The 12,504-nt window shown below is 39.8% G+C and carries 14 protein-coding genes and 1 tRNA gene; 12 read left to right on the forward strand and 3 right to left on the reverse strand.

Annotated features, from left to right (window positions below; genetic code table 11):
- Positions 1-60: 60 nt before the first annotated feature.
- The 5 genes from ABDZ91_RS06620 (at position 61) to ABDZ91_RS06640 (ending at position 3,357) form a co-directional block, all read left to right on the forward strand.
- A complete protein-coding gene (locus ABDZ91_RS06620; RefSeq protein WP_343797439.1) occupies positions 61-600 on the forward strand; it encodes a D-glycero-alpha-D-manno-heptose-1,7-bisphosphate 7-phosphatase in 540 nt (179 codons plus the stop codon).
- 186 nt (positions 601-786) lie between these two features.
- Positions 787-1,095 (forward strand): PadR family transcriptional regulator, encoded by a 309-nt coding sequence (locus tag ABDZ91_RS06625; protein ID WP_343797441.1) that lies wholly within the window; start codon positions 787-789, stop codon positions 1,093-1,095.
- A gap of 12 nt (positions 1,096-1,107) precedes the next feature.
- A complete protein-coding gene (locus tag ABDZ91_RS06630) occupies positions 1,108-2,298 on the forward strand; it encodes a chromate transporter (protein WP_425541794.1) in 1,191 nt (396 codons plus the stop codon).
- A 17-nt stretch (positions 2,299-2,315) separates the two neighbouring features.
- Positions 2,316-3,098 (forward strand): kanamycin nucleotidyltransferase C-terminal domain-containing protein, encoded by a 783-nt coding sequence (locus ABDZ91_RS06635; protein WP_343797445.1) that lies wholly within the window; start codon positions 2,316-2,318, stop codon positions 3,096-3,098.
- Positions 3,099-3,162: 64 nt separating this feature from the next.
- Positions 3,163-3,357 carry a hypothetical protein gene (locus ABDZ91_RS06640; RefSeq protein ID WP_343797447.1) on the forward strand — a complete coding sequence of 65 codons (195 nt, stop codon included), beginning with the start codon at positions 3,163-3,165 and terminating at the stop codon, positions 3,355-3,357.
- A gap of 53 nt (positions 3,358-3,410) precedes the next feature.
- Here the strand turns inward: ABDZ91_RS06640 and ABDZ91_RS06645 are convergent, their stop codons facing one another.
- Positions 3,411-4,883 carry an alanine/glycine:cation symporter family protein gene (locus tag ABDZ91_RS06645; RefSeq protein ID WP_343797449.1) on the reverse strand — a complete coding sequence of 491 codons (1,473 nt, stop codon included), beginning with the start codon at positions 4,881-4,883 and terminating at the stop codon, positions 3,411-3,413.
- 319 nt (positions 4,884-5,202) lie between these two features.
- Here ABDZ91_RS06645 and ABDZ91_RS06650 point away from each other — a divergent pair, with 319 nt between their 5' ends.
- The 5 genes from ABDZ91_RS06650 (at position 5,203) to ABDZ91_RS06670 (ending at position 8,219) form a co-directional block, all read left to right on the forward strand.
- Positions 5,203-5,928 carry a M15 family metallopeptidase gene (locus ABDZ91_RS06650; protein WP_343797451.1) on the forward strand — a complete coding sequence of 242 codons (726 nt, stop codon included), beginning with the start codon at positions 5,203-5,205 and terminating at the stop codon, positions 5,926-5,928.
- Positions 5,929-6,014: 86 nt separating this feature from the next.
- Positions 6,015-6,087: transfer RNA gene (locus tag ABDZ91_RS06655), tRNA-Val, on the forward strand.
- A gap of 781 nt (positions 6,088-6,868) precedes the next feature.
- A complete protein-coding gene (locus ABDZ91_RS06660; RefSeq protein ID WP_343797453.1) occupies positions 6,869-7,219 on the forward strand; it encodes a hypothetical protein in 351 nt (116 codons plus the stop codon).
- Between the two features lie 59 nt (positions 7,220-7,278).
- Positions 7,279-7,563 (forward strand): hypothetical protein, encoded by a 285-nt coding sequence (locus ABDZ91_RS06665; protein ID WP_343797454.1) that lies wholly within the window; start codon positions 7,279-7,281, stop codon positions 7,561-7,563.
- Between the two features lie 95 nt (positions 7,564-7,658).
- Positions 7,659-8,219 (forward strand): DUF6944 family repetitive protein, encoded by a 561-nt coding sequence (locus ABDZ91_RS06670; RefSeq protein WP_343797456.1) that lies wholly within the window; start codon positions 7,659-7,661, stop codon positions 8,217-8,219.
- Between the two features lie 87 nt (positions 8,220-8,306).
- On the opposite strand, the gene ABDZ91_RS06675 is transcribed toward ABDZ91_RS06670, so the two are convergent.
- Both ABDZ91_RS06675 and ABDZ91_RS06680 read right to left on the reverse strand, forming a co-directional pair.
- Positions 8,307-9,455, reverse strand: coding sequence for a serine hydrolase domain-containing protein (locus tag ABDZ91_RS06675; protein WP_343797458.1), 1,149 nt, complete (start codon positions 9,453-9,455; stop codon positions 8,307-8,309).
- A gap of 82 nt (positions 9,456-9,537) precedes the next feature.
- Complete coding sequence (locus ABDZ91_RS06680) at positions 9,538-9,753, reverse strand: hypothetical protein (RefSeq protein WP_343797460.1); 216 nt, start codon at positions 9,751-9,753, stop codon at positions 9,538-9,540.
- 170 nt (positions 9,754-9,923) lie between these two features.
- Between ABDZ91_RS06680 and ABDZ91_RS06685 the strand changes: the two genes are divergently transcribed.
- The gene (locus ABDZ91_RS06685; RefSeq protein WP_343797462.1) at positions 9,924-10,757 is read left to right on the forward strand and encodes a M55 family metallopeptidase; all 834 of its coding nucleotides are present in this window, start codon (positions 9,924-9,926) and stop codon (positions 10,755-10,757) included.
- A gap of 207 nt (positions 10,758-10,964) precedes the next feature.
- Complete coding sequence (locus ABDZ91_RS06690) at positions 10,965-12,407, forward strand: collagen-like domain-containing protein (protein ID WP_343797464.1); 1,443 nt, start codon at positions 10,965-10,967, stop codon at positions 12,405-12,407.
- Positions 12,408-12,504 lie beyond the last annotated feature (97 nt).

The following is a 12,504-nucleotide window of genomic DNA, read 5'->3' on the forward strand; positions in this document are numbered from 1 at the left end:
CCTCTTTAAGATTAACACACTATTTCCAACACATAATACATAAAAATAAAGGAGTTTTGTATGGATACAGCAGTTTTTTTAGATCGGGATGGTGTCATTAACGAGGTCTTGACCAAGCGGGTCAAGTTTGTGAATAAACCGTCAGACTTACATTTGCTACCTGGAGTTGAAGAGGCAATTTTACATTTAAATCAGTCAGGATTGAAAGTGTTTGTTGTTACGAATCAAGGAGGAGTCGGGCTTGGTTATATGAAGGAAGCTACTCTTCATAAAGTCCATGACACTCTTTTAGAAAAATTAGGCAAAGTAGAAGCGACGGTAGACGATATTGCTTATTGTCATCATAAGCCCCATGAAGGGTGTGCGTGTAGAAAGCCTGAGCCAGGTATGCTATTAAAGTTAGCCGAAAAGCACGCTATTGATTTATCCAAAAGCTATATGGTTGGGGACCGAGATGTTGATATCATCGCAGGAAAAAGAGCAGGGTGTACAACCATTTTAGTGGGAACAGAAAAGGCGGAGGCGGATAAGAGGTTTAAAGATTTGTTAGAAGCATCTAAATGGATTGTGGAGGACTTTCAAGCTTCCGACAAAAAGTAAACTCAGACTAGATCTGAGTTTTTTTGTTTGTTGGATTAGGAGAGAAAAAAAGCAATTTGTCTCCAAAAGTTTGTAAAGAATATGTGGAAATATAAATACATGGGTTGCGATTACCCATAAGTTTTGCTAATCTAACGGTGTTATCGGGTTTCGATATTGGGGTTCGATTATAGGAAGGTGGTTTCATTGGAAGATAAAATCGTCCGTAAACTTTTCCTTGGTTTTATACAAATTCATATTTTACACCACGCCAAGGAGCATCCTATTTTTGGATTATGGATGTTAGAGGAGTTAAAGGAGCACGGCTACCAAATAAGTGCGGGAACTCTGTATCCAATCTTACATTCTATGGAGAAAGATGGACTTCTTTTGAAAAAAGAAGAAAAGGTAGAAGGGAAGATTCGTAAGTATTATTCAACGACTGAAAAGGGTAACCATGTGCTTGAGGAAGCCAGAAGGAAAGCCTATGAGCTTTTTAAAGAAATTAAAGAGTAAGGAGTGAGTAAAGTGAGTCAAAAAAAGGACGTAAGCTTCAAGTCTCTTCTTGAGATTTTATTAGTTTCCACAAGGTTAGGTCTGACATCATTTGGAGGTCCTGTTGCTCATCTTGGATACTTCCATGAGGAGTATGTAAGAAGAAGGAAATGGATGGATGAAAAGGCTTATGCTGATTTAGTAGCACTGTGTCAGTTTTTACCAGGTCCAGCGAGTAGCCAGGTTGGAATTGGGATCGGCGTTATGAGAGCTGGTGTTATCGGTGGAATTTTAGCTTTTATTGGTTTTACACTGCCGTCAGTTATTGCACTAATCGCTTTTGCAATTATTGTACAAGGCTTAGATGTGGCTGATGCAAGCTGGATCCATGGGCTAAAGATTGTGGCTGTTGCAGTAGTAGCACATGCCATTATAGGGATGGCACAAAAGTTAACGCCTGACCTTCAGAGAAAAACGTTAGCTTTATTAGCACTAGTCATTACCCTGTTATGGCAAACTGCCTTTACACAAGTAGGAGTTATCCTTTTAGCAGGATTTATTGGTTACTTAATTTATAAAGAACACGAAACTGAGATGGGACAAAAATATAACTTTCCCATTTCGAAGAAGTTTGGTGCTATATGCTTTACTTTATTTTTTGGACTTTTGATTGTCTTACCAATACTAAGAGAAGTTACAGCCTTAGATTGGCTTGCCCTATTTGACAGTTTTTATCGTTCAGGGTCCCTAGTTTTTGGTGGGGGGCATGTTGTATTACCACTATTAGAAAGAGAATTTGTCCCAACAGGCTGGTTGAGTGAGGAAGCCTTCTTAGCTGGATATGGTGCTGCTCAGGCTGTTCCTGGCCCATTATTTACTTTTGCAGCCTACATAGGAGCTGTAATTGGCGGATGGAAAGGTGGATTACTTGCTACTTTTGCCATTTTCCTACCTGCGTTCTTGCTAATCTTAGGATCTTTACCATTTTGGAATGCATTGCGTACGAACCCGAAAATTAAGGGGGCTTTAATGGGTGTAAATGCTGCTGTTGTTGGGATCCTTATTTCAGCTTTCTATCATCCAATCTGGACGAGTTCAATCCTAGGTCCAGTAGATTTTGCTTTTGCAGCTGTCCTCTTTAGTATGTTAGTTTATTGGAAATTGCCACCTTGGATTGTTGTGTTAACAGGAGCACTTGGTGGTTTATTAATCGGTATGTTGTAAGTATAGGGGAGATTGGAATGACGGTTATTAATGGGGAAATACTTTCTTTTCCAAATGCAACAACAAGAGAAGAAAAGCTAAAAATCATTGAAGAAATTAAGAATAGGTTACTCATGCAACATGGTGAGCAAATTATAGCAATTGGGGTGTATGGTTCTATCGGTTTAGGCAAAGAGGGTCCATACTCTGATATTGAAATGCATGTTGTAACAGAGGATGGATACACATTCAGTGGAAAAGAGTTTATCTTTCCTCCTTTCAAAATAGAAATAGGAGTTGACCAGAAGAGTGAACTCCTAGAAGAAGCCCAAAAGGTTCATGATGGCTGGGCTATTAAAGCTGGAGTCTATCATCACGTAATGAGAATATATGACCCACATGATTTCTTTGGGGAATTAAAAAAGGCTGCTTCCAATATTCCTGTTGAAGATTTTCATTTTGTCATGAGGGAATTTATGATTTGGGAACCATATGAAACAATGGGTAAGATTCGAAACAATGTTAAGAGTGGTAACTTAAACTATCTTTCTCTTGGGGCTATGGATATAGCTTGGCAAACAGCTAAACTAATTGGCCTAGCTAATCAGAAGTTTTACAGCACAAGAGCAAGAACGTATGAAGAATCCTTACAAATGAAATCAAGACCTAAAGGATACGATGACTTAATCACTCTTGTCATGAAAGGCGATTTACTAGATAAGGAGAAGCTATACCGTCTTTGTGAATTGTTATGGACAGGTCTTAATGAATGGTTTTTGGAACTTGGCATTACCTATAAAGAGAATACATTACCACTATAAATAGGAAAATATAGGAAGGTTTTCCACTCTCTGTATAGAATTATATACAAAAGGGGGCAAGCTGATGGAAATGTATCATATGTTAGATCAATTGAAATTTTTCTTAAAAGCACTTGAATCTGATGACGAGTTTTTTAGGACAACGGCTAATATTACAAAAAAGCTGCTTGATGCCTATATGGAACAAGGGTTTTCCAGGGAAGAAGCTATGACGCTTATATGTAAGTTAGGGAACGGGACTAGTCCAGGACCAAGATGATAAAACACAAAAGCTGTTGCGACTATGTGCAACAGCTTTTGCATTTGAAACTATTAAACTTCTTCTTTATCCTTATTTCTCTCCACCCAATAATCTGCATTTTTGATTCCTAGTTTAATAGGGTCAAAGACAGGGTCGATTCCTTGCTTTTTTTGTGCTTCATAATCCTTCAAAGCGGCTAATGCAGGCTTTGCAAGAATGAGGATTGCAATGACGTTTAGCCAAACCATCAGTCCTAATCCAATATCACCAAATGCCCAGGCACTTCTCGCTTCCTTCACACAGCTAAAGAATACGGCGCCTAACAGCACAACTTTTAAGATAAACATTGCCACATTGTTAAATCGATTTCGAACGAGGTAAGCAATGTTTGTTTCGGCCATATAGTAGTAAGCCATAATTGTTGTAAAGGCAAAGAAAAGGAGGGAAATCGCAACAAAGCCTGCACCAAATCCAGGTAATACGGACTCAACAGCAGCCTGTGTATAACCAGATCCAGCTTCTACACCCTCTAGGTTCGAATAAATCATCGTTCCATCAGGTGCTTCGGTATTATACATGCCTGTGAATAAAATCATAAAGGCAGTTGCAGAACATACTAACCAAGTATCGACATAAACTGAGAAAGCTTGAACTAAACCTTGTTTGGCAGGGTGAGACACTTCTGCTGCACCTGCAGCATGTGGCCCCGTACCTTGACCAGCTTCATTGGAGTAGATTCCACGTTTAACTCCCCAAGCTATGGCTGCACCGATAATTCCTCCAAACGCAGCGTCTGCACCAAAAGCACTGTTAAAAATTAAAGCAAATACCCCAGGTAACTCAGCTACATTAAAGAGAATGATGATTAAAGAAACGAGTACATATCCAATAGCCATAAAAGGTACAACAACCTGTGCTACACCTGCAATTCGCTTAACTCCCCCAAAGATAATAAGAGCTAATACTAGAATGAGGGCCGCCCCTGTAACCCATGGAGCAATGCCAAAAGCCGTGTTCATACTTGAGGCAATTTCAAAAGCTTGCACCCCTGGCATGAGAAAACTAAGTGCTAACACTGTGGCAATCGCAAATAAAACCCCATACCATTTCCAGCCGATTCCTTTTTCAATATAATAGGCAGGTCCGCCCCGATATTGACCATCTTGCTTCTCTTTGTATATTTGAGCCAAGGTAGACTCAACGAAAGCAGTGGCTGATCCTAAAAAGGCAATCGCCCACATCCAAAACACAGCACCTGGGCCGCCAAATCCTATCGCGGTTGCGGTTCCAGCAATATTACCGGTTCCAACACGTCCAGATAGGGAAACAGCGAAAGCTTGAAAGGATGAAATACCAGCATCCGAGCTTTTCCCCCTAAACAGTTGCCGAACCATATCCTTAATCAATCGGACTTGAAGAAAACGAGTTAAAATCGTAAATACAACGCCCACACCTAAACATATGTAGATCACGGGTGCACTCCAAAGGACTCCGTTTAACCAGGACGGAAAGGTAACCGATATCCAATTCCAAATTTCTGCCATCATATTCCCCCTTGTTCTTATTGAAGATGAAATCCTTCTTATATAGAAAAGAGATAATGGCTAGTAAAGATAATCAGGATTCCATCTTCCTACGTCATTCTATGACAAGTACCACAAATAAAATTCTCAAAAAATTCAAAAAGATGGGGTATAAATATCCCATTTTTATAGCTCACAACTCTTATTTCATGCAAATTGTTTATTTCAAAAGGGCATTGGTAAAACTTATGAAAGGAAATTTCTAATATTGTGTAGAGACTTCCAGATTTAAAAACGTTTACTACATACAGAAGTAAACAGAAAAGAGGGTTTTATTGTTATGTTTCGCCTTGTAAGAACTTTGATTGTAACAGTCTTCTTAGGAGCTTTGGGATATTTCATATATGATCGCCTAATCGTAAATCCATTGCAGATGAACGACCCTCATACTGCAGAAGCAGTCGTGGCATACCATACATCAGAAGTGGTGGTAAAGAATCCTGAAAGTTTACTTGTTTTAGTAAATAAAAAAAATACCTTAGAAGATGACTTCGAGCCATCTGAACTAGTTGTACCCAATGTTCCATTTGGTAAAGGAGCGACCGAAGAAGAGAAGTATTTACGAAGTGAAGCTGCAGGTGTATTAGAGTCCTTATTTCAGGAAGCTAGTCAACAGGGGCATCACCTCATTGCAACCTCTGGATACCGATCCTATGAACTGCAAGAGAAGCTATATCAAGACTTTGTTAATCAAATGGGATTAGAAGCTGCAGAATATAGAGCAGCTCAGCCTGGAAATAGTGAACATCAAACAGGTCTTACGATGGATATAACATCTAGCAAGTTTAACTATACAGAGTACAATAATTTTGGAGAGACCCCTGGTGGTCAGTGGGTGGCAGAAAATGCTCATCATTATGGTTTTATCATTCGATACCCTGAAGGAAAAGAACATATTACCGGCTATCAATACGAACCCTGGCATCTACGTTATGTAGGTACAGAACAAGCAACCTACATCTATCAGAATAATCTTACCTTTGAAGAATATAAGGGTGAAGTTTGATCCATTAGAAAGACAAGTGTTACTCAAAACCGTTGACATAGAGGCGGTTTCAAGGTAAAATAACACTTGTCTTTCCTTTATATTTTGATTCCGTAGCTCAGTTGGGAGAGCACCACCTTGACAGGGTGGGGGTCGCTGGTTCGAGCCCAGTCGGGATCATACGTGAAAACCCTAGAGCCTATTTGGTTCTAGGGTTTTTTTTATATTTTTTTTCGAATTTTATAGTCTATACATAGTGGAAGAATATGTTTTCCTACCACCATCTAAGTTAATGGCATGGTATTTGGTTAATATACCCATAGGTGTATAAAACGATATAGATTCGATATATATATGTAGTAGAAGTCACATGTGAAATAGGAGAAAATTGGAACATAGCTGAAAAATTTGAAATCCTGATGGAAGACCTAAAAATAGCTGTTTAGGAGATGATAAAATTTAAGGAGGCAATCAGTCTCACTAATTAGCTAGAAGGGGGGAACATTGTGGTAAAAGTAACAGAAGCTGCTTTAAATGAAATAAAGGGTGAAGTTCAAGACATTCTTGATGAAGGAAAGAAACCACTCATCCGTCTGTCAATGGGCATTGGCTGAGGTGGGCCAAAGCTTCGTCTGACTCTGGAGGAGTCGGCTTTAGAGAATGATGAAATAACGGAGATAGATGGTATTTCTTTTTTAGTGAATGAAAGAGATGCTGTTTATTTCGACCAATTGAAAATTGATTACACCAAGACTTTATTTGGTGGAGGGCAATTTGTAACACTACGTACGTAGAAAAAGAGCATCCAATGGGTGCTCTTTTCCTGTTCAACTAGGATACATAAACTAGATTTGTCTTATTGTTAACTATAAAATCCACGAATCTATCAGTAGATTTGACCATACATACAGGTTTAAAAGTGAATATAGATAAAGTAAATCAGAGAAAGGAGCTGAAAAAAATGGGAGTATGGTTTGCAAATAGTGGCCGTGGTGGCAATGGAGGAAGTAACGGAAACGGTGGTAGCAACGCTGAAGCTACTGCAGATAGCCGTTCAAATGCAGAATTAGACTTTGAAAGCAACATTGATAACGAACTAGACAACGAAAATGATAGCCGCAACCGCAATCGCAACACAAACATCGCTAGAATCCAAAATAGTGGAAATGCGAACTTAGATCTAGAAGTGAACGTGGATGCAAGAACTGTGGCTCGAGTTCGTTCTCAAGCAGATGCAGATCAGGATCAAGAACAAAATCAAGATCAAGATCAGGATCAAGAGCAAAACCAAGAGCAAACTTTTGAGTTATAAAAAAGATGTGGTGGGTGTACAAGCCCACCTCTCATTCTATTGGGAAGGGTGTGACTCTTATGTTTCCAAAAGTGAATAACTCTAGGAATGAAGAAAGTGAATTAAACCGAATTATAAATCAAAACCAATCAAGAATAAACCAAAGCGGAAATTCTGATGTGGATGTGAACGTGAAGGTTGAGGTGGATACAAAACCTATCGCCTACGCTTTGCTAGTATCATTATTAAGCACAAATCAACTATCAAGAAGTCAGTTTAATGAGGCAGTGAATCAATTAGATGAGCTGCTGGATCGCTCAGGAAGTAGTAGACGAGGAAACTCTCATCCTTGGTTTAGACGATAAAGTCCCTTTTTAAGAAGAAGAGGGACTTTTACTTTTGTCAAACTTCAGCTTCTAATGAATATAATAGATGTACTCATTAGAATGGGCGGATTATTATGGACTCACAGCTTAAACAATTATATGGATCGTGGATTCAAGCAATCGGTACTATTGTAGCTGCAATAGGGAGTACCCCAAATAAATATGTAACCAAGGAGTTCCTTGATGCTCTAGAACTGTGGGGGAATGTGCTTCAAGCGACAGGAAATGCATTAGAAGCCGATGGTGGTGGAGAAGAGCTAGAAGTGCTTGGTAATGAAATTCAAGCTATTGGAAATGTTACAGTTGTTGCAGGTTTAGTCTTACATGTTGAGAAAAATGTGGGGCAGAGGTTAGAGATTACTGGAAATTGGCTTCAGGCACTGGGTGGAGGAGTCGCATTAGGTGCTGAGTTGGACGAGGAAAGGACCCCTAGTAGTGCTTATATTATAAATGGGAATTTACTACAATCAATCGGCAATTCAATGCAGGCCATAAGCGGTATATATGAGCTAAGAGAAGACGGGGGGTTCCAAACACATCCCAAAATTGACAGTCAAACCCTAGAGGTAAGTGGTAGCTGGATTCAAGCAGTAGGTTCTGTACTTACCTTAATCGGTCAAATAAAAGAAAGTTGAGATTTCATACATTTTTTCTAGGAAGAGGGAATCGAGCTGTTTTGATACGGCAATCTCTCGAATCCCCTTTTTTAAGTATTATTATTATCAAACTGGATATAAGGCTGAAGCCAATTCTTCCTCAATAGTATAGAAGAGTTTTCCTATTTCAATTTTTGAGCCATTGGTTAAAAATACAATTCCTAATTCATCTACCTTATTAAAATAAAGACCTGAAATAAGGCCATAGGCATTCCCAGAATGGCCAATTACGGTTTTCCCCTCCACTAAATCTTCGGTTATTTGAAAATGAATCCCTTTTTTTCTATATACACTATCCTTTGGAGTACCTTGCCAAAAAGGCTGGTGCATCAATTCAACTGTCTCTGGCTTCAGTATTTGTTTGTCTAAATAGACACCAGCATTCATATGTAACATTAAAAATTTCGATAAATCACGGACGGTGGATTTCACTCCGCCTTGCGGATTGTAAATACCACCATTTTTTCCTGGCATATAGTGAGACAAGTCAATTTTCTTTGGGCGATCTCTATCCGCGCTGTCTAACGCAATTGCAAATTCTTCGTTTTCTGGATCATACTCGTATAAAACGGCTAGTTCCGATAGCGTTATATCTTCTATATTGAAGCTAGTCTCTCTCATTTCAAGAGGTTCAAAAATATGTTTTTTACAATAGAGGTCAAAACGCTCACCGGACAATATTTCTACTAACGTGCCAACTACAATGGAAGCTAAATTGGAATAAGTAAAATGACCAGAATCTCCTGGTTCATACTTTCCCCATATCTGCTTTTTGTAGAACTTCCCACCTGGTAACAAAATCTCTTTTAATGAAGGTGGATGACTATCATAAGAAGCAATAGCAAATTCAACATACTCATCCTGGAGACTGGAAGTATGCGTCATTAGCTGAGTAAATGTAATAGGAGTATTTGGAAAATATGGATTTCGAACTTTAAAACCTAGATGATCACTAATATCATCGTTTAGATTAAACTTTCCTTTCTCATATTGTTGCATGAGTGCAGTAGCTAAAATAGATTTTGAAATAGATGCAATTCGGTAAACAGTCTGTGCATGGACGTATTTCTTTTGGTTGATATTAGCCAAGCCGTAATACCCTTCCCATACTAACTGTTCTTTATAGATGATACCCGCTGAAAGTCCGATGATTTGTAAGCGATTTTGAATATCTCTAATCTTTTGATCTAATTGTTCATTATTTATAGTGACCATGATCTTCCCCCTTACCTCATATGAAAATAATATCTTGTTTGACTAGTTGGGGGAAGTACTTAAAGCTAGGATTATGTACTAGTTATATATTTCTTGTTTTTTTATCTTTGGATCTCATTTTTATTTTAGTTGGAACAAAAAGAATTCCTGCTGCAATAAGAAGTATGGCAAATAGAAGCATTAAAAAAGTCGTAAAAGGAAGGTATTTATATCCTTGTATAGTAAGAGAAGTTACAATCATGGTTAATGCGAATGTAATAACTACTGATGAACTATTATTGGTTTTGTTTCGTTTCATTTTATTCACCTCATCCATATTATTCCTAAAGTGGGGGGGATTTATGTGGGTGTGTTCATGTTGGTTTCAATAATCATCCTAAGAAGCTGCGATTATTTCACACACAAATAATGGTTTCTTTTGTAAACTAGTAATACAGGTTTTGCTTAGATTCCAAAGGAGGTAATATTGTGAGAATATACATAGTTGCTGATGGAGAAGGAATTTCAGGAGTTGTTAGTTCAGAAGAAATGCACCATGAAGGTAGCCAGTGGCAGTGGTTTCGCAAAATGATGACGAATGATGTGAATGTGGCTATTCAAGGTGCGTTTGAAGCAGGAGCAACAGAAGTAATTGTAAATGATGCCCATTGGGATAGTTTAAATCTTATTTATGAAGAAATAGACCCAAGAGCTGAAATAATCCGAGGCTCAGGTAAACGTCTAAGCATGATTGATGGAGTAGAAGGAGCAGACGGCGTCTTTTTTATAGGAATGCATGCGAAAGTGGGGCATTCCCATGGATTGGCCAATGAGACATTCTTTGGTCCAGAAATGTATGAGATGCGAATTAATGGAACGGCTGTTGGAGAGGTTGAACTTTTCGGTGCTATTGCTGGTCATTTCAATATTCCTGTCCTCATGGTGTCTGGTGATGACTGCTTAGCGTGTGAAGTAAAAGAATCAATTGGGGATATTGAAACAGCGGTAGTGAAGTATGCCATTAACCGTTTTGCGGCCCGATGCCTTTCTATGGAGAGAGCTCATCAGGAAATTAAAGAAAAAGCCATTCGTGCAGTAAAACGTTCCAAAGAAATAAAACCATTTCAAATAGAAGGTCCAGTGGAAATGGAAGTAGAATTTACATCAACAGCTGAATGCTTTAAAGCAAGCTTAGTTCCAGGTTCATATATGAAATCACCTAGGACCATTGCGTATAAAGGAGAAAATATATTAGAAGCATGGAAAGGAATCTATGCTTGTATGCTCCTGGGGGCAACTGCATTTGATAAATATTATGGGTAAGTAAACGGGGGATTGTCCTCCGTTTTTTTTCTTTATGGGACAAACACCTTTTTTTAGTTTTCCGCTAAAAGAAGGGCATTAGCCGACGCTTTTTTAAAAAAGATGGGTTTTTTTCTCGATTTTTCATAAAAAACTAAACTCTTGTCCAGTCCATTTTTACCTATATTGCATAAACAAGTAGTAGTGAATGAAATGGAGGGATTATTTTTGGGTCACGATAAGGAGTATTATAAAAAGAAATATAAGCTTTATAAACAAAGATATGCCACATATAAAGAGATCATTGAAAATAACCAGATTCAAAGTGAAACAAGTAACCAGGAATCTTCTAGCTCATCTTCTGATGAAGAAACTGCCACAGTTCCAAAGAGTATGCCAAATGAAGGCGGGGTACAACCTTTACAAAATGAAGTGATTTTACAACCTTTACAAGGGGAACGTGGTCCTCAAGGTGTAGCAGGTGAACAAGGCCCACCAGGACCACAAGGAGAACGCGGACCTCAAGGAGTACAAGGAGAGCGTGGTCCCCAAGGACCTCAAGGAATTCAAGGTCCACCAGGTCCACAGGGAGAAAGAGGCTCCCAAGGACCACCGGGTGAGACTGGTCAGCAAGGTCCTAAAGGAGAACCAGGTCCACCAGGTCCACAAGGAGAGAGAGGACCACAAGGACTTCAAGGAGACATAGGTCCACAGGGCCCTAAGGGAGAGCAAGGGCCACCAGGACCACCGGGAGAAAAAGGACCTCAAGGTTTAAAAGGTGACAGAGGTCCAGAGGGGCCAGTAGGTCCACAGGGTCCTAAAGGAGATCGAGGTCCACAAGGGGCACCAGGTGTGCAAGGGCCGCCGGGACCACAAGGAGAACGCGGTTTACCAGGACCCCAAGGGGAGCGAGGAGCTCGAGGACCGCAGGGTGTGCAAGGGCCACCAGGACCACAAGGGGAACGCGGACCTAAAGGTGAAAAAGGAGAACGCGGTCCAGAGGGGCCAAGAGGTCCAGTAGGTCCACAAGGTCCACAAGGAGAAAGAGGGATCCAAGGACCAAAAGGTGAAAAAGGGGATCAAGGATTGCAAGGTCCACCGGGAGAACAAGGTCCACAAGGTCCAAGAGGAGAGCGGGGACCAGAGGGACCACAAGGACCTCAAGGGTTACAAGGTCCACCTGGAGAAGAAGGACCACCTGGACCAAGAGGACCACAGGGGCCACAAGGAGAACAGGGTATACCAGGTGGCCTTATAGCATTTGGTTCCATTTATAGAAATGCAATCAGAAGTATTGTTCCAGGAATTGGTAGTCGGTTAGAGTTTAATACTCGTGGAAAAAGGTCTTTTAACTCAACAGCTGATTTGTCAACGCACACGGTAGGTGTTCATTCAGAAGGGTACTACGAAATCACGGTGTCCATTACTGTAGATGTACGTGCTAATGAAGGAGCAACCTTTTATGTTGCACGGAATAACAGTGATGATTTGTACGAAATGTCAACATTACAAATCTATAATATGGCTCCTTCAGGAAGCATGTCCCTTACATTGAATAAAGTTTTTCAAGCAGAACTTGAGGCGAATGATGCTCTATCGGTAATGGTTTCAGATATTGTAGGAACACCAAGTTATAGCTTTGCATCTTTTACGGTTAAGCGCATCCATTAGTTTGGGAATGAGGTTAGTATTGTTCCCCTGTTAGTAGATAACGTTAATGGAGGGAACGCAAAGGTAGGAAACGCGCCCTGGTGAGTAGCCAAACGTG

The organism is Bacillus carboniphilus (genome assembly GCF_039522365.1).
GTDB lineage: Bacteria > Bacillota > Bacilli > Bacillales > JC228 > Bacillus_BF > Bacillus_BF carboniphilus.